This window comes from Symmachiella dynata (assembly GCF_007747995.1).
Classification (GTDB): domain Bacteria; phylum Planctomycetota; class Planctomycetia; order Planctomycetales; family Planctomycetaceae; genus Symmachiella; species Symmachiella dynata.
The window spans coordinates 2,166,195-2,184,743 of the sequence record NZ_CP036276.1; the positions used below are offsets into that span (position 1 = coordinate 2,166,195).

Below are 18,549 nucleotides of genomic sequence, written 5' to 3' on the forward strand. Positions count from 1 at the left end.
GCATTGAGCCTGCAGATAAAACTTTCGACCCATTTGCCGGCGATATTCTCGCCAATCGAAGAAAGCTTCCCTGTTCGGGGTTTGTTTATTTCGCGAAATCTACCTACCAACCGGTAGGTAGAGGTGTTGCGTCCAACAGTCATTTCAACGGGACACACTCACTTCTCACCATTTTCTTCGGAGAGCCAAAAGATGAAACTCAGTCATTGGAGTGTTGCGCTATCGCTTTGCAGTTGCCTAGCTCTGATCGGGTGTGGACAACCACAGCCAACTGCTTCGAGCACGGGTGCGGCTGCCTCAGATAGCAGCGATTCGCAAGCGGACGAAACCAGCGTGGCCGCCGTTGACGATTCGACTGCTCCGGCCGCCAATGGCACCGAAGCATCGGAAGCAACCGATGAGGCAACGGAGTCCGAAGCGGAAGTGGTCGTGATCGAACCGGGGCCCGACGCGCAAAAGGCCGCTCAAGAAGCGTTGATCTACGCCGAAGAGGGAGACGTGATCGAATTCGCCGCAGGAGAATTCAATCTGACCAAGACGCTTTCACTGGATGACAAAAAGCACGTGACGATCCGCGGGCAGGGGATGGACAAGACGATCTTGAACTTTGCCGACCAACAAAAAGGAACCGGCGGCGAAGGGATTTTAATCAAAAACGCAGACGACTTTACGATTGAAGATATCACGCTGCAGGACACGCCGGGCGACGCGATCAAAGTCGATGGGGCTCACGGTCTCACCATGCGTCGCGTTAAGACATGGTGGTCCAATGGTCCGCACGCGGAAAACGGAGCCTATGGTCTGTATCCGGTGTTGAGCGAAAACATCTTGATCGAAGATTGCGTCGCCGAATGTGCCTCGGATGCGGGGATCTATGTGGGGCAGTCGAAGAACATCATCGTCCGTCGCTGCCGCGCGGAAAAAAATGTGGCCGGCATCGAAATCGAAAACTGCATCGGTGCCGATGTTTATGAAAACGTCGCCACCAACAATACGGGCGGGTTGTTGGTTTTTTCTCTGCCTGGTCTAAAACTGAAAAACGGCAGTAAATGCCGCGTCTACAACAACAAACTCTACGACAATAACCACGACAATTTCGCCGCTCCCGGCAACATGGTCGCTACGGTGCCTCCGGGAACCGGGTTGTCGGTGATGGCGAATGATCAAGTCGAAATTTTCGGCAATGAGATCAAGAACCACAAAAGCACCAACTGCTACATCATCAGTTTCTTCACCACGCAGCGGAAATTTGAAGACGCAGGGTATGACCCGTATCCCGAAGCAATTTCGGTTTACGACAACCAATTCGAAAAGGGTGGTTACGATCCACAGAAGGCGTGGGCTGACGTGGTTGCCTTTTTCCCGGATGGCAAGTTGCCGGACATTGTCTATGACGGGATGGTCGACGAGAAGAAAACCGTCGATGGAAAACTTCCCGAAGGAAAGCAGATCTTCATTGGTGATAACGGCGACTTTACATTCGCCAACATCGATTATCCCAAACTGATGTCGGGCCAACCGCCGGAACTGGATTTCAAACTGGAAGCGTACTCAACCGAGCTGCCCAAGTTGCCGCCGGTGACGATCCCAGGAGTCAAGTAAATGATGTCGTCTCGACCACATTCCGCCAGCGCAGCCGGGCGTTGGCGGTTATGGCTCGTAGGGGGATGTCTGATCGCATGGATTGGTGGATGCGGGTCTAACCAAACGCCTCCGCCGTCCGGCGCTCAGGTCCAAGAGCCTGCGCAGGTCGAGAAAGTCGCTGCGAAACCGGCGGCCGTGGTGGCCGAGGTCAAGAAGACGCCGAAGAAGAAAAAACGCAAACGCAGAGAACGGCCCAAACCTTATCTGTCCGAATATGGTCTGTTCGAAGGCCCCATGGCGGAAATGAAACCAGCTGCGGGGGTGATGCCCTACGATCTCAACTCGGCACTGTTCTCCGACTATGCTTGGAAGTCCCGCTTTATCAAACTGCCCGAGGGGGAGAAGATCGAATACCGCGAGGGAACCGCTTTTGAGTTCCCTGTGGGCACGGTCATCGCCAAGACGTTTTACTTCCCCATCGACTTTAACGATCCCACGCAAGGGCGGCGGTTGATCGAAACGCGGATTTTGTTGTTGCGCGAATCGGGGTGGATCGGCGTGCCCTATCTGTGGAACGACGAACAGACCGATGCGGTCTCTGAAGTTGCTGGCGAGACGGTGAATGTCTCTTGGAAACACTATGACGGCCAGGAGCGATCAAACCCCTACATCGTTCCCAACGCCAACGACTGCAAACGCTGCCACACGACAGGTGAATTGTTCGAGCCGATCGGGCCGCGTGCACGGTATTTGAACAAGGATTATGAGTATCCCGATGGCCCGGAAAACCAATTGGTGCATTGGACGCAGGCCGGCATTTTAACCGGCGCTCCGGACGACCCGGCGCAGGCACCCAAGTCGGCTGCCTGGAAGGATGAACAATCCGGAACGGTCGCCGAACGGGCGCGGGCCTGGCTGGAGATCAATTGCGCCCATTGCCACAGTTCAACCGGCCCAGCGCGGAACTCCGGACTGCACCTGCTGGCCAGCGTGACCGATCCTTACAAGTTGGGCGTCTACAAAACACCCGTTGCTGCCGGTCGCGGTTCGGGCGGACACAAATATGATATTGTCCCGGGCAATCCGGACGAATCGATCATGTTGTTTCGCTTGATGGCAACTCACCCCGGTATGGCGATGCCGGAATTCGGACGGTCGTTAGTCGAAGACGAATCGGTCGCGCTCATTCATCGCTGGATCGAGGAGATGCAAGTTCCCGAAGGATTCGATGTCAGCAACGGCATCGGCGAATTTGAAACGCTGACCGACGAACAACTCGCAACATTCGCGCAAGAAGTCGCGGAGCAGGGGGATGCGGCGCGGGGAGAAGAAGTCTTCCATCGCCAACGCGTGAATTGCTTCAAATGCCACACCATCGGCGGCGCGGGGGAACGTTTCGGCCCCGACTTATTGCAACCGCTGGGAGATAAGTCGCTCAACTATCTGATAGAAGCGCTGCTGCTGCCCAACAAGGCGATTCCCAAGGGCTTTGAAACAGTGAACGTGATCACGGACAGCGGAGACACGTATGCCGGTATTGTGTTGGAGGAAAACGATAGCGAACTGGTGCTCCGCGATTTGACGCGGCCAGAGATTCGCATTCCCCAAAGCTCGATTGCGCAGCGTAATGCCGGCGTCTCCTTGATGCCGGCCAATGCCGTCTCGACATTGCCACGACAGGATGTGGTCGATCTGCTCCGCTTTCTAATGGAGTTAGGGCAACCGGGCACATTCGAGGTCACGTCCGCCCCAGTGATCCGCAGTTGGCAGGTCCTCGATCCGCTCCCGAGCAACATCGCCCGCGTGGATGCCAATCGCTTTATCGCCGACTTACCCGAGCGGCGCGACCTCACATGGGAAGCCGCCTATAGCCGCACAAACGGCGCCTTGGCACTGGAATCGGCAATGGCCGTTCCGCAATCCAGCCTCAGAATCGTACGCTGCCAGTTCGACGTGACCAAAGCAGGCAACGTCGCCGTCAAGTTAAACGCGGCCGACGGCCTGCGGGTCTGGTTAGACGGCGTCGCTGTCGATCCAGCGCAACTAGATTCTATGAACGTCGAGCCGGGCACGCGGGAGCTCACGTTCATGATCGACCTGGATCAGCGCAACGACAAAACGCTACGCTGCGAAATCCACCCCGCCGCCAAAAGCCCCGCAGCGGTACAATTGTAGGGTGCGTCGCGACGCACCTTTCGGTGTGGGACGATTGATTATCCCTGCGGACCAATACGCAGCACGCGTATTGATAAAAGGAATTAGCCACAGAGGCCACAGAGGGTTTCTTAAAAATTCCTCTCTGGACGGCGAGCGTTCACGGCTTGTGCGACGTGCGGAACGCACAATGCGACCGCAAGCGGTCGGTTTGGGAATTAGGGGGGTCGCGCCGAAAATCGGTGTTGCATCCGTGTTCAATCTGTGGCTAACCGACTAAGTGCTCACGGGGCGCCGAGTTCGTTTTCGCCTTTGGGTTCCATGCGGATTGTGATTTCGGTCGTTTCGCCCGGTTTGAGTTCAAGCTTTGTGAAGTGACGGCCCTCTTCTGTGGTGTATTCAAAGTGCGCGTGGGTGGCGGTCAGGCCGATGCTGCGGCTGCCCGGAAGATTGCGTAGGACGGCGATGCCGTCGGAATCGGTTTTTGCCTGGAAGTCGTTGCGACTCCAGACTGATTCCCAATTCCAATCTTTGCCCTGTCGTAGTGTTCGTAACATGTCTGTCGAGCGATAGCCGTAGCTCAAATTCACGCCGCCGGTTCGCAATAAGCGACGAAGAATTACGATCGTGACCTTGGCATTGGCTAATCGATTGCCAGCGGGATCGACAATCATGACTTTGCATGTGGCCGATTTGGACATTTCGATTGTGGGGTGAATCGTCGGCTTGTTGAGGGAGAAGACTTGAGGCATCACCTGATTTTTGTCCGGGCGTTCTTTCTGTTTCCAGGGGACGATCGCGTCAATCTCGTCGGTCGTCGGCGATTTGGATAGCCAGCCGTCACACATGGCAACCAGTTGCACGATGTCACCGGGTGGGAGCGATACGAATTCGAATGATCCATCCGGTTTGATTTCCGTCTGATCAAACCAAAACCAAAGCTTCTGTCGATCGTGGGGGTTGGGTGGTTCTCCAGCCGTAATAAATGCACTGACCCTGCCGCCGATCACAGGTCGGGGGACGGCGGGGTCGAGTTTACCCTGCACCCGTGTCCCCACCTTGAGCGGCACATTGCGCAAAAATACGCGGCCACCGTCTTCGGCACGGTCCAAAGTGATCAACTCGCTGAACATCGCCGGCCTTTCGGGAGGCAGCGCCACCAGTCGCAACGAGACCTGTGCTGCATCGAATACGCGTGATAACAGGACCCCGCTTTTGGACATCCGCCATTCAGGATCGAGTGAAGCAGGGAGCCCGCTCTGGACGGCAAATAAGTGTTGCTTGATCGGCTCGTTGGTCTGGGCACCGATAGCTGTGACTGCAATGCGGTAGCCATCCTTGAGTCGGATTTCCGTAGGGTCATCTTGAATGGCGTGGGCTTGTGTATAGACCACATGATCCGGATCATCCACCATCCAAAAGACTTGGCCGATTTCCAATTGTTCCCTAGCGAACTTGGGAATTTGGATTGCTGCAATCCCATCGGCACCGGTTTTGACTTTGGGTTGCGTGCCAAAGCGTTCGGTTACCCATTCGTAGTATCCTTTGGGCTGGGCGAGCGCTCGAAAGCCCACGGGCATCACGATCGCTCCTGGGACCGGATTCCCCAACGCATCCACAACACGCACACGGCAGGTGACCCGTTCCAGTTTCTCGTTGACCGGTTTTTTGTCATCGTCGCAGACCGCAGTATGGGCAGTCATCAGCAGTAGTGAGACTGCACAAACCATAGAACACGTCTTCATCATGATGCGAAGTTTTCCAAATCGAGGAGGTTCGCGGCATTGATCCATTTTGCCCCGACTGTTGTCTTTTGGTCATCGGATAAAAAAGATCTCACGCAAAGTCGCAAAGTTCGCCAAGGAATAACAAAGCGGCGTCCCTCCGAAATCTTTGCGGTCTTCGCGGCTTTGCGTGAGTTTTTTTAATCCCCACCGACGTTTGGGCTACGTGCTTACGGGGCGCCGAGGATGTTTTCGCCTTTGGGTTCCATGCGGATCGTGATTTCAGTGGTTTCGCCCGGTTGCATGGCAACGTGGGTGGAGCGGCGGTTATTTTTGATGGGGTGGACAAATTTTGGGTGTTCGGCGAGGAGTCCGACATTGCTGTTGTTGGGTAGGTTGTCGATTTTGGCGATACCTTGTGCATTGGTCGTGGCTTGGAACGGGGACTTCCAATTTGTTAAGGGCGACACTCTTTCACCGCGTTCCAGTGCGCGGAGTAAGTCACTTAAGCGAAAGCCGAAGCCCAAAAGTGTGCCTCCGCCGCGCAGTAAGAGTTGATTCGGCCACATCAAAACTTCAGCGTCGGGCAGCGGTTTGCCTCCTGTGTCGAGCACGGTGATTTTACAGGCCACAGTGCGGTCCATCGCGATTATGGGTTGGATCGTCTCCTCATCCAGTGCGAAGACGTGCGGGAGGACGCGATTTCCCATATGGCGGTCGTATTTCCAGGGGACGACCGTTTGGATCTCTGCCTTGGTAGGCGTGCGGGAGACCCAGCCGTCGCACACGGCGATCAGTTGCACGATGTCGCCGCGAGGCAGCGATGCGAATTTAAAGGTTCCGTCTGGTTCGATGTCGACGTAGTCCGCCCACCACCACCATTCGAATTGCAGGTGCGGGTCCTCAACAATCGGGCCGGCGGAGATGTAGGCGATGACCTTGCCCGCCTTGATGGGACGAGGGATGGCATCATCAATTTTGCCTTGGACACGCACACCACGATGTAGCGGGATATTCCGTAAAAAAACGCGGCCGCCATTTTCAACGCGGTCGAGGGCGAGTAATTCGCTATAGAGAGCCGGTCCGTCGTGTGGCAAGGCGATCAGCCGTAGTAGGAAATTCTCAGCATCGAACGTCCGCGATAACAGCACGCCGCTTTTCGCTAGTTTCCATTCGGAGAAATCGAAATGCCGGTCGCCGTTCCTGTGGGCGAAAAGATGTTCTTTGATCGGCGCTTTTGTCTCCGCATCGATGGCAGTTGCGGCGATGCGGTAGCCGTCTTGCAGTTTAATCTTGGCAGGGGCGTCGTTGATATTGTGGTCGCCTCGATAGATGACGAAATCGCGATGATCGACTTGCCAAGTGACGAGGCCGACTTCAACCTTTTCCATCGCGAACTTCGGGACCCTAAAGGTCGCATTCCCATCGTCGTCGGTTTTGGCGCGGGGACGGGGACCCAAACGCGATTCTTTCCACCCCCAATGCGCCTGCGGCTCGCGACGCGGGCACAAAGCCCAGGGAGTGACAATCGCTCCGGACACCGGCTCGCCGTGGGAATCGACGACCAGCACCCGGCATGCAACGCGTTCGATGTCCGGCTGCTGCGGCGCTTGGGCATCATCACCAGCCGCGGATTGAGCCGCCGCGAGACACAGCAAGAGAGCAGGAACAATTGAGCGGAGAGCGACCATGCCAGCGAGCCTTTCACGAATGGGGGTGTTCGCTGGTATGATCCTAGAGACGGTCGGTTTTGTCTATGATTTCTTGTGGATTACACCCCAAATTAGGCTTCGATCGGTATTTGTCTGCCGGTCTTTGAAAACACATCGACGCACAAACGCAGACGGTTTTCGAGTTTCCTATGGTCTGGGCGTATTTGGATTAGCCACAGAGCGGCTGTGTTTGTTGTCAATTGTTTTTTAGGCATATTTGGGGTTCCACATCGAATTGTTTTTGACGAGCGTATTGAGGATGACGAGGAGTTTTCTCATGCAGGCGGTCATCATGATTTTGAACGGCTTGCCCTGGTCTGTAAGCCGTTTTGCAAAGTCTGCAATGATGGGATTGCAGCGTTTAGCATTGAAAGCGGCCATGTACAGGGCGTTGCGTACCGAGGCGCGTCCGCCGCGGATGGAGCGTTTGCCATGAAAGCGTCCGCTATCACGATTGAACGGTGCCAAGCCAGCCAAGGCGGAAATTTCCTTGCGGTTGAGCAGCCCCAGTTCCGGGAGTTCGGCCAAGAGCGAGCAGACTGTGACCGTGCCGACGCCCGGAACGGAAGCGAGGATGTTGCCTTTGTCTTTCCAATGGTCGTCGGATTCGAGCAGTTCGGCGATCTGCTTGTCGAGGGTTTTGATTTGTTTGTTGAGCAACGTAATCATCTGTTGCATGCTTTTTTGAACGATCTTCGCGACGGGAAATTCCTGCCGGTTTGTTTCGGCCGTTCTGAGGTCGATCAGTTGTCGTCGTCGAGTGACGAGTTGCTGCAATTCCTCTTGTTTTTCGTGGTTTTCGGCAATCGTTCTGGGGCGGACGTGCTGCCCAAAGCGGGCGATGACGCGAGCGTCGATGCGGTCGGTCTTGGCCAGGATGCCGAGACCTTTGGCGAAGTCGCGAACCTGACGGGGGTTGACGACGGCGACGAGATGTCCGGCGGCAGCCAGTTCGGCGACGAGCCGTTGCTGATATCCGCCGGTGGCTTCGAGGACGATCAAACAGGTTTCCGGTTGGGGCAGGAGTTGATGCAAATGCTCAAGGTCCTGCGTGTCATAGGTGAGGGAGTGTTGTGTTTCCTGCGGAAGGAGACACAGATCGAAAGAGTTTTTGGCGACGTCGATGCCGACAAAGGAAGTAATAGAGCTGTCCATGGAGCGGTCCCTGTCTTGCAAATGCGAGCTCGATGCGACGCGAGGTTGCGATCGGCTCTTGCGGCTGTTCGGGCTAAAATCCACAGGCCGACGACGACCTCGCTCTGTGACGGTCTCTGGGGACCTGGGCACGATCGATCTGCCGCCGGCCGCCGTGGAAAAGCCTGCTTCGCTACGCTGCGCAGCCTTTTCCACGGCAATGTCCATTACATCAATTGTTTCAGTTAAATCCAACATACAAGGCCACAGAGTTCACAGAGGGTTTCTTACAAAAACCTCAAAGGACTGCGAGCGGTCATCGCTTGTGCGCAATGCGGAGCGCACAATGCGACCGCAAGCGGTCGGTTTGGGAATTAGGGGAGTCGCGCCGAAAATCTGTGTTTCATCCGTGTTCAATCTGTGGCTAAGAAAATAACGGACACGCTGGGTTGAGGCTTCGTCTCGCTAAGTTCTCTGTGTCCTCTGAGACCTCTGTGGCTAATATTGAATGCCCTTAACTCACCCAGAACAACGTTTTGTCCGGCACCTGGTACTCGACCGCTAGGTGCGGCGTTTCCAGTTTCTTGCTGTCTTGCGCCAGCGATTGCATGCCCGCTTCGACGAGGCCGCCGGTCAGGAGTGTGCGTTCGACGGGGTAGGGGGGCTTGCCGGTGAGGAAGGTCTTTTCGGCGTTGGACATCAGGGCGGCGGAGTAGACCACGTTGGGGTTGGGGGGCAGATAGAACAGCGTTGAGAGCGGATCTTTTTGGCCCTTCAACTTGGCGGCGAAGGTGAAGTCGTTCACCAAGCCGTTCATGAGTAGCATCGTGCCTTTCAGGCCGTCGGCGTATTCGAAACGGTAGGCGATCGGCTTTTTGACCCATTCCCGGATCTGAGCAGTGGTGGGGTAGCGATGACTGTAGGTCTCGGGTTGGGCCAAGGTTTGCGTGCGGGTCAGGCAGGCTTTGAACAGTTGGGGGTCCCAACCGCCCGCATTCCAGGGGCCGGCGTCCATCGCTTCCCAGACATCGTCGCCGCGGAGAGCCTGCATGGAGACCACTCCCGTTTCGCCTCCCTTGCGTCGCTCGGCCATGCACTGCATGACTTCCAGTGCGTGAAAGTCGTAGCTGTCCGTGCCGCCGATGGCGACCGACATAATCTCCTCGACCTCAGCGCCGTAAGGCATATCGATGGAGGGCATCCGCCATGTGACCGGCAACGAAGAACCGGCGAGGAATGGGATCTTCTGTTCGCGCGAGATGTCGACCATCTCTTTGGCCCAGTCCCAATTCCACGACAGGTGCTTGTCGTTGAAAATGGGGACGACTTTTCCGTCTTCGGCAAAGACATCGGTGACCGCTTTGAAGAATTCGTAGCGGGGATATTTTGTTTGGCCAACGTCGCTTTTGTCGTATTTGCCATGTTCGCCGATGATCAGCACAGCATCGACATCGAGTTTGTCTTTGCCGTTGCGCAGCGCTTCGGCAATGGTGGGCGTGATTTTGAAACCGAACTCTTTAGCGCGGCCGCGGCTGAGGTCGTTGTCGGGGAATTGATCGACGTAAGCGGTCACGACATCAAACGGCGGGTGATGCCATTTGCCATTGATGGGATAACCGGTCAAAAACCGCTCCGCCATGTGCCAAGCATGGGAGTGAAACCGCCACTCAGTGGTAACGACGGCCAGCTTTTTCTTAGGCTTCGTCTCGTCCGCCTTAAGCGACCACGGCGAAAACGCCAAACCGGTTCCGGCGGCCAATGAACCAGCGAGAAAGCCACGGCGGGAGAGATTGTCATGGAGAGGATTCATGGGGTGGGGCTCCGGTTTTTTTGGGTGGGATGGCTTCTTAGCCACGGATTAACACGGATGAGACACGGATAAAAAAACAAGACATTACGTAATATTGAATCGTAGGTCATGTTGTGCATGACGATCCTTGAGCAAACGTTCGCCGTTCGCGATTTGTCATGCACAGCATGACCTACTGAGCACTGCTTCCGAAGTTCCAGCCATTTTTTCATTGGTCATTTGTCATAGGAATAGCTGAGATACCTGCCCTCTCCATCAAGGTTCACATACAAGATGCCCCACGACAGGAGCCTCGTGTATACCAAGACTTTTCCATTCTGTTGAACACTTCCTGGGGACCCAAGCATGCGGATCGTCTCTTCCTTCGTTGCATGGCGAGAGAGATTCTGGACAGCATAATATGCGTGTGGTGGTTGGTTAAAATTCCATATCCCAATCCCCAATATTGTCCCCAGCACAGCAATACCGATCAGAGTAGAACGTATGAATGTGCGTTTCCAACTCATGGGCGCCCTTAGGCATAGGGACGTTGCTATTCTCTCGTTCCCAAACTCCGTTTGGGAACGCACGACTGCGAAGCTCCGCTTCGCTCGTTCCTTGGCAAACTCAGTCGTTCAACACGATTTACCGACCGAAGCAGAGCTTCGGTTGAGAGGGTTCCCAAGCGGAGCTTGGGAACCAGTGAATGGTTGCTTTTGGCAGGTCAGTCATAGGTCATGCTGTGCATGACGATCCTTGTGCAAACGTTCGCCGTTCGCGATTTGTCATGCACAGCATGACCTACTGGTCCGTCTATTCTAAAATGTCCATTATCTGCTATAAGTGTCATTCGTTGACTTTGAATTTCATACTGAACTCTAGGAGGCAAGGATGCCAGCTTCGAATCGGAAACGGGAAGTTTGTTTAAGTGAGACCGAACGTCGCGAAATGGAGCGTTTAGTTCGTAGTGGATCTGTACCCGCTGCCCAATTGCGGCGTGCGCGGATCTTGTTGATGGCTGATGAAGATCGACGCGGAGAAGACCGGAATCCAGATTGGTATATCGCCCAGACGGTCGGCTTGTCCGAAAAACAAGTAGGACGTGTACGGCAGAAATTTGTCGAAGATGGTTTGCTGCCAACCTTGAAACGCAAGCAGCGGACCACACCGCCGGTGTCCCCGAAGCTGGACGGCGCCGCAGAAGCCAAATTGATCACGCTGTGTTGCAGCGATCCGCCGGAAGGACACCAGCGTTGGACTTTGAAATTGCTGGCAGACGAATTGGGGCGGTTGCAGGTTGTCACTTCCGTCTGCCCAGAGACCGTGCGCCGTTGTCTGAAAAAAATCGCCTCAAGCCCTGGCAAAGTAAACGCTTTTGTATCCCAGAACGGGACCGCCCGCGATTCGTGGCCCATCTGGAAAAAGTTCTTGACGTCTACTGCGAAACGTACAACGAAACGCATCCGTTGATTTGCATGGATGAAGCATCCAAGCAAATCGTCAGCGATGTCAATCCGGCTTTGCCGATGAGCCCCGGCTGCGTGCGACGGGAAGATCATCATTACCAGCGTCAAGGGGTGCGCGCCTTGTTTATGTTTTACAATCCTCTGGCCGGTTGGCGACGCGTCAGCAGCCGTGCGAGCCGGACACGCATCGACTGGGGCGAAGAAATCGCGCAGCTGTTGGAAGAGGATTATCCCCATGCCCAGCGCGTCACGCTGGTGTGCGACAATCTGAACACGCACGACATTGCAAGTCTGTACTGTGCCTTCGATGCAGAGCGAGCGCATCGCCTGGCGCGTCGTTTGCGAATCGTGCACACGCCGGTCAATGGCAGTTGGCTGAACATGGCCGAGATGGAGCTGAGCGTCTTGACGCGTCAATGCATCGGCCGTCGCTTCGACAGCGCAAAACAGATGACGGCAGAGATCGACGCTTGGCAGCGAAGACGCAACCGAATCGCCACACCAGCACGCTGGCGTTTCAAAACACGAGCAGCAAGAATTAAACTGCAACACCTTTACCCACATACCTGACATTTTAGGATAGACGGACCACTACTTTTACTTATCCGTGTTTTATCTGTGTTAATCCGTGGCTAATTAAAATCCGTGGCTAATAGAACCGTACAACTAAAACAATTCGGTCAGCGGATAACCGTTGGGGAGGGCGTCGTAAGGGCGGCCTTCGCGGTCGTGGAATTCAAGGTCGTCGATCCCCATGGCGTGGTAGACCGTCTTGGCGATGTGCGCGGGGGTGACGGGGCGGTCGGCGGGGAATTGGGCGAAGCGGTCGGTGGCGCCATAGACTTGCCCTCCCGACATGCCGCCGCCGGCGAAGACGTTGCTTAGGCAGTGTGTCCAGTGATCACGGCCGGCGCCGGCGACGCCGCCGGAACGACGGTCGCCAATTTTCGGCGTGCGGCCCATTTCGCTGCTGACCAGCAGTAGTGTTTCGTCCAAGAGTCCGCGATCGGACAGGTCTTCGATCAGTGCGGAAAAACCGCGATCAAATTCCGGCAGCAGGTTCTCTTTCAAGCAGTTGAAGTTGTTGCCGTGTGTGTCCCAACTGCCGGCGCTTTTGCATTTTTTGTTCAGCGCCGTGTCCCCTTTCCAGAAGACGGTAATGAACGGCACTTCGGCTTCGACCAGTCGCCGCGCCAACAGCAGGCTCATACCATTGATGGTTTCGCCATAGCGCTCTCGCAGGGCGGCTGGTTCCGCGGCGACGTTGAACGCCTCGGTGGTGCTGGAGGAGAGCAGTAGATTCACGGCTCGTTTTTGTTGGTTGGACCAAGTTTTGGGGGAGGCGTTTGTTTCAAAATCGCGGCGGGCCGCATCGACCGTGTTGAGCAATTCACGGCGGTTGGTCAGCCGCTCGGGAGAGACATCCCCATCCAGGACCAGCGAGGGGGCATGGAACTGAAGCGGATTTTCATGGCTGCCGTTGATGTAGAGCGGATCGAATTCAGGACCAATCCGCGCGGCGAATTGTCCCGGCCGGGTGTAGGGTGCCCGGCTTGGTTTGTGGGGCAAGGTGATCGCGCTGGGGAGTTGCGGGCGAGCCGGTTTTTTGGCGGCGACGACCGAACCCATAAACGGCCAATCGTCTGCTACCGGTGTGCGGTTGTTTCCCAATGTTACGAAGGTGATGTCCGGCGCATGTCCCGTGAGATTGTGGTAGTACCCGGCGTGGTGGTCGTTGGTGTTCACCGTGGCGCCGACTGATCGGACGATGTTCAGATGGTGCGCTTGTTGCGCGAGCAGCGGCAGGTGTTCGCTGAGTTCAATACCGGGAGCGGTGGTGGCGATCGGAGCGAAGGGGCCGCGATATTCGATCGGGGCTTTCGGTTTCAGATCCCACATGTCGATGTGCGAGGATCCGCCACAGAGGAAAAACAGGATCGTCGATTTGGCCAGTTTGCGGCCTTGCGGCACATTTGCCGCTGCTGCCGGGGCGGTCGTTCCCCAGGCCGTTCCCGCCAATCCCATGCCGGAGGCGACCAGGAATGAGCGTCTGGAGAGCGGCGTATTGATCCCTTTTGTTTGCAAAGCAGCAACGTGGGGTGAACTCATGGGCAGGTCCTTAATTCAACCGTAGCGGCGGGCTTGTGGAGGAGGGAGGGGCGGATTGCCAATCCTTAAAAAGTATCGGCGATTCGCTATTCGATTGTACAGTCAACCGGCAGGCTGCGGTAGTGCGTTTGTCAGCGCGGGCAGGGATTGTGCGCCTAATAGCCCGCCTGAAAAAGGGGCCATGGGCGACTTGTTCGACCGTTCAAAGAGTGTGACCGGAAAATCACTGCTGGGCAAGCCTGCAATCGCACCCGACTCTCGTACGTTTTTGGTTTTTCAATGGGCTGCTAACGGGCGGTTGGTGCCCGTTGTTGGGGAATCATCGCTTTAGGAAGTTTGATTCCGACCGCTTGGGGCCATTCCTTTGAGGGCACGTCCCATGGTTCCGCTCGTAACGGTTCTGTCAGTGGGGTGATCCAAGATTGGTGTTTCCAACTCCGCTCTACTGTCAGTAGATCCAAATCCGGGTCGAATATCAGTTGCGGTTTGCGACCGTTTAGCGAGAGGATCGATACCGCATGGATCTCGACCTTTTGAAGGCCCGCTTTGGTGGCGCCCTCGGCCAAGAACCGGGCGACTGCCGCGGTCTGTTCGGGTGACTTGGCGATGTCCAACAATTGTCGCTGTGTCAGCATCTTGCTCACAGGAATCTGGACGATTTTCCCTGTCACTCCGTCGGTGGCGTAAAAACGGATGAAGACATCCTTGTTGTGTAGCATCATCCGCCATGCAAAATTTTGCCCCTCTTCGGTCCACAGCGCATTTCCCGGATACACATAGTGACGCAAGGGAAAGATCAGTTGCCACACAACAAAAATCCCGACAATGCCCAGTGTAGCGCGTTGCAGCAGCGATGGCGTATGGCTGGCGGTGATTGCAGCTTTGGGGATTTTCAGCGAGGGGCGCCGCAACAGTTTCCGCGGCCAGTCGGGGGCGAAAAAGATGGTGGTTAGCAGAATCATCGTCCAGGGAAAGATGTCGATTTTGAACAGCACCGAATTCATCAGGTGGAAGATGACCACCGCGAGATACGCGAACAATCGCGTCCGCCGCCATAGCAGCAAAGGCACGATTGTCAGGTCCAAGACCAGGCCCCCATAGCTCAAAGCCCAGGCCACCCAAGGTTGGGCGAGATAGGGGCCGATGATCGGGATGTGCGTTTTTTGGGGAATCCAGATGCCCATCGGCATCGCCTGTAGCCAGTCGCCATTGAGTTTGGCAATCCCTCCATAGAAATAGGGCAGGGCGATGAGGAACATCAAACTCCAGCGGCACCAGTTGGGCAGGAACGGGCTGGCTTTGTCGGGAAACACTAAAGCATCGACCGAAAAAGAACGATGTGCCGGAATCAAGATGAACAGAAAGGCGAGCAGACTCATTAAGTAGTAATGATTCTGGTAGAGCGCTGCTTCGGCCAACAGTGTGTATGTAAAAGTGACAAAGAATAATATCGCACTCAGACGATAAAATGCTCCGAGGCCGACACCCAACGCGGCCAATCCCATCAGCAGATGAATCCGCCACATGCCGGTGCCACCCAGCGCCTGGACCCATTCAAAACCAAAAAAACTGAGGTGATACGGTCGATTGGTGAAGTAATAGTCGATCCAGCCGGAAGTGAGGACCAGTCCAATGTGCCACAACGCCATGCTGGCAAACGCGACTCGGAAGAAGACCACAGACGCGCTGTCGCACGGTTCCCACAACCGCTGCCGCCATGACGCGGATGGCTGTGAGGCTGTGGCATGTTGCTCATCCGCTTGCGTCATGGAATATTGCCTTTCTGATGTTCCGCCGTGATTCTGTGCCCCGCGAATTTGTCTTCAGGACCGCGGTCATCGTCGATAATTGTTTCAGCATATCACGTCTGTTGCCGGAATTCTTCTCTGCTCAGTTCTGAGTTGTTGCTCGACTGTCAGAATTGAGCCCTGAGACTTGTTCCCCGAGATTATCGGTTCCTCGCATATATCAATGGATTTCTATATGATAGACTGAGTGCCGCAGCTAAAGTATTCAAGCTGCAGTGCGTCGTTGCTTGCTGCTGTCTTTCGTTGTTTCGATTTTACAACTGCCATTCGCGTCATTGGAGACGAGCCGCGATGTTTCATCGTCGTGAACTTTTGCAAATTGGTTGTTCGTCATTCTTCGGACTCGGTCTGTCGCAAATTTTGCAACAGCGGTCCGTTGCAGCGACGGCGAAAGAGAGCCGCGTAAAATCTGTGGTGCTGGTGTTTTTGACCGGCGGCGGCAGTCACATCGATATGTTCGATCCCAAACCGGAATCTCCTGAAATCAAAGGAGAATTCGGGCCGATCGCCACCGCATTGCCGGGCATTAATTTTTCCGACAAGATGCCGGGACTTGCGGAGCGGGCGGGGAAATTGGCGATCGTGCGATCGATGGCGCATGGCGATAACCGCCATCTCTCCGGAACGCACAATATGCTGACCGGGGCCGTGCAACCATTCACCGGCAATTCAAATCAGGACAAATCACTGAAGCGGTCTGATTGGCCGTCCATTGGTTCGTCGGTTTCCTACTTGCGGCCGCGGGCGGATAAATTGCCGAGCCAAGTGACCTTGCCCAATCCGCTCATCGAAGGCGTGTTGGTCTGGCCGGGGCAGCATGCTGGATTTCTAGGTCCCAAGTACGATCCGTTCGTGCTCAAGGATGATCCCAATAGTGAAAAGTATAAGGTCAATGGCCTGTCATTGATCGACGGGTTGGATGTCGGACGGTTGAAGCACCGGCAACAGTTGCTGCAGACCATCGAAGGGACGCCGACAGGCGTGAGCACTTCGCCAGCAGGGCAAAAGTACGCCGGTGAACAGGAATTGGCGATGTCGATGCTGACCTCCTCGAAGCTGAAACAGGCGCTGGACATCAATCTCGAACCCGCGGAGACGCGCGATCGTTATGGGCGGCATCAGTACGGCCAAACGTTGCTATTGGCCCGACGGTTAGTTGAGTTGGAGATGCCGGTCATTCAGTGCAACATGGGGAGAGTGCAATCGTGGGATACCCACGTGAACCACTTCCCGCGGCTGAAGACTATGTTGCCGGCGCTCGATACGGGCGTGAGTGCTCTGTTGGACGATCTGAGCGAACGCGGGCTGTTGGATCAGACGTTGGTGATCTGCGTCGGTGAATTCGGACGGACACCGCGGATATCGCCGCTGGCGGGACAATCGGTGCCGGGTCGCCATCACTGGGCGATGGGCTACACAGCCGTGTTTGCCGGTGGCGGCGTGCGTGGCGGGCAGGTGATTGGGAAATCGGATGCGATTGGCGCGTATCCGATGACGACTCCGTATCACCCCAACGATATTGGCGCGACAATCTTCACATCGTTGGGCATCGATCCGCACATCATGGTCCCCGATCGCGAGAACCGGCCGCGATATCTGAACGAGGGCAAAGTGATGGACGTGTTGTACACCGGAGCCACGTGAGCGCGGTGACCCCCCGGCAGAGCCGGGGGCTGATGGGACGATTGTGGTGGGACACCGTCTTTTAGCCCCCGGCTCCGCCGGGGGGTGGTTTCAAGATCACGCAAACAGTTGTTCCACCGGTTTGCCGCCATCAACGATTTTCATCGGGCGGCCGAGTGGGCTCATGTTTTCCTTGTCGGACTCGACGTTGAGCGACCGGCAAACGGTTTGCAGCAAGTCGGGAACCGTGACCGGTGTCTCCTCGACGGTGGATCCATCGTCGGACGTTTTACCGATGACCTGTCCCCCTTTGATACCGCCGCCGGCGATGGCCGCGTTGAAGGCACGGGGGTAGTGATCGCGACCGGTGTTGGCATTGATCTTGGGGGTCCGGCCGAATTCGCCGGCCCACACTACGAGGGTCTTGTCCAACATGCCGCGTTGTTTGAGGTCGTGGATCAAGGTCGCGAAACCGGGATCGACGTCGCTCGCGTTTTTCTTGACTCGCTCGAAGTTATCTTTATGCGTGTCCCAGCCTCCGTGGCGAACTTCGACGAAGGTGACACCCGTTTCGACCAGTCGGCGTGCCAGCAGGCAGCCGCGTCCGAAGTTCGAATTGCCGTACGCTGCACGGATTTCGTTGGATTCGGACTCGAGATCGAAGACTTCGACGTCGGGGCTTAAGACCAGCTTCGACGCTTTGCCGTAGACCGTTCCGTGATCGGCGACGTTGGTCGCTCCGCCGCGACCGGCGAATTCGCCTTCCAGCCGTTTCATCAGCCCCAGTCGCTTGTTGTAGCGGGGGTGGGGAACGGTCGAGGTAACGTTTTGCGGCATCTCGCCTGCTGTATTCACTGCAAAGGGTTCGTAGTCGACGCCGAGGAACCCGGCTCCGGTATTATCGTTGCGGCCGCCGCCAACTGTGACGAATGACGGGAGAGCGGCGTCCAGATTGCCGATTTCTCGGGCGATGTTGGAGCCCAGTGCCGGATGTTTGACGCTGCCCGAGGGAACATAGCCGGTGTGCATTTGATAGGTCGCGCGGCGGTGATTGCCTTCTTTGTTGGTCATCGAGCGGATCAGCGCGATGTCTTGCATCATCGTGGCGGTTTTTTCCCAGCCGTTGGCAATTTGAATGCCCGGGACGGTCGTGTCGATCGCTTCGGTGGGGCCGCCGTTTTCTGCTTCCGGTTTGGGGTCGAATGTTTCCAGATGGCTGGGACCGCCGGCCATCCAGAGCAGGATCATCGACATCCCCTGTTTGCGAAGTTCCTCCGCTTGCAGGCTCATGACATCGCGGAAGTTCAAGGCGCCGGCTGCCACTGCTCCAGCGGAGAGCGTTTGCAGAAACCCACGACGTGAAAATCCGTGGCGGGAAACATTGACCGATTGGTGATGGAACAAGTTCATGTCAGTCCACGCTCATCGATTGAGTAGAATTGGTGA

At 56.0% G+C, this 18,549-nt stretch carries 10 protein-coding genes and 2 pseudogenes; 5 read left to right on the forward strand and 7 right to left on the reverse strand.

Annotated elements, in window-relative coordinates; translation table 11 throughout:
- The first annotated feature begins 192 nt into the window (after positions 1-192).
- Positions 193-1,602 carry a parallel beta-helix domain-containing protein gene (locus Mal52_RS08390; RefSeq protein ID WP_145375421.1) on the forward strand — a complete coding sequence of 470 codons (1,410 nt, stop codon included), beginning with the start codon at positions 193-195 and terminating at the stop codon, positions 1,600-1,602.
- Positions 1,603-3,759 (forward strand): SO2930 family diheme c-type cytochrome, encoded by a 2,157-nt coding sequence (locus tag Mal52_RS08395; RefSeq protein WP_145375422.1) that lies wholly within the window; start codon positions 1,603-1,605, stop codon positions 3,757-3,759.
- Positions 3,760-4,022: 263 nt separating this feature from the next.
- Here the strand turns inward: Mal52_RS08395 and Mal52_RS08400 are convergent, their stop codons facing one another.
- From Mal52_RS08400 to Mal52_RS08415, 4 genes are all read right to left on the reverse strand, one after another.
- Positions 4,023-5,468 carry an Ig-like domain-containing protein gene (locus Mal52_RS08400; protein WP_145375423.1) on the reverse strand — a complete coding sequence of 482 codons (1,446 nt, stop codon included), beginning with the start codon at positions 5,466-5,468 and terminating at the stop codon, positions 4,023-4,025.
- A gap of 224 nt (positions 5,469-5,692) precedes the next feature.
- Positions 5,693-7,153: a hypothetical protein gene (locus tag Mal52_RS08405; RefSeq protein WP_145375424.1), complete on the reverse strand. Its 1,461-nt coding sequence runs from the start codon at positions 7,151-7,153 to the stop codon at positions 5,693-5,695.
- A gap of 228 nt (positions 7,154-7,381) precedes the next feature.
- Positions 7,382-8,329 (reverse strand): IS110 family RNA-guided transposase, encoded by a 948-nt coding sequence (locus Mal52_RS08410; protein ID WP_197534660.1) that lies wholly within the window; start codon positions 8,327-8,329, stop codon positions 7,382-7,384.
- A gap of 493 nt (positions 8,330-8,822) precedes the next feature.
- A complete protein-coding gene (locus tag Mal52_RS08415) occupies positions 8,823-10,118 on the reverse strand; it encodes a twin-arginine translocation signal domain-containing protein (protein WP_145375425.1) in 1,296 nt (431 codons plus the stop codon).
- A gap of 993 nt (positions 10,119-11,111) precedes the next feature.
- Here Mal52_RS08415 and Mal52_RS30185 point away from each other — a divergent pair.
- A pseudogene (locus tag Mal52_RS30185) lies at positions 11,112-11,375 on the forward strand (helix-turn-helix domain-containing protein); the annotation flags it as partial.
- Positions 11,258-12,133 (forward strand): annotated as a pseudogene (locus Mal52_RS08420) (IS630 family transposase); the annotation flags it as partial. The pseudogenes Mal52_RS30185 and Mal52_RS08420, both read left to right, overlap by 118 nt.
- A 96-nt stretch (positions 12,134-12,229) precedes the next feature.
- Here Mal52_RS08420 and Mal52_RS08425 read toward each other — a convergent pair.
- Positions 12,230-13,672 (reverse strand): DUF1501 domain-containing protein, encoded by a 1,443-nt coding sequence (locus Mal52_RS08425; protein ID WP_145375426.1) that lies wholly within the window; start codon positions 13,670-13,672, stop codon positions 12,230-12,232.
- Positions 13,673-13,959: 287 nt separating this feature from the next.
- Positions 13,960-15,441: an HTTM domain-containing protein gene (locus Mal52_RS08430; protein WP_145375427.1), complete on the reverse strand. Its 1,482-nt coding sequence runs from the start codon at positions 15,439-15,441 to the stop codon at positions 13,960-13,962.
- Positions 15,442-15,771: 330 nt separating this feature from the next.
- Between Mal52_RS08430 and Mal52_RS08435 the strand changes: the two genes are divergently transcribed.
- Positions 15,772-17,124 carry a DUF1501 domain-containing protein gene (locus tag Mal52_RS08435; RefSeq protein ID WP_145375428.1) on the forward strand — a complete coding sequence of 451 codons (1,353 nt, stop codon included), beginning with the start codon at positions 15,772-15,774 and terminating at the stop codon, positions 17,122-17,124.
- Between the two features lie 96 nt (positions 17,125-17,220).
- Here Mal52_RS08435 and Mal52_RS08440 read toward each other — a convergent pair whose 3' ends face one another.
- Positions 17,221-18,513, reverse strand: a complete 1,293-nt coding sequence (locus Mal52_RS08440) for a DUF1501 domain-containing protein (protein WP_145375429.1) — start codon at positions 18,511-18,513, stop codon at positions 17,221-17,223.
- Between the last annotated feature and the right edge of the window lie 36 nt (positions 18,514-18,549).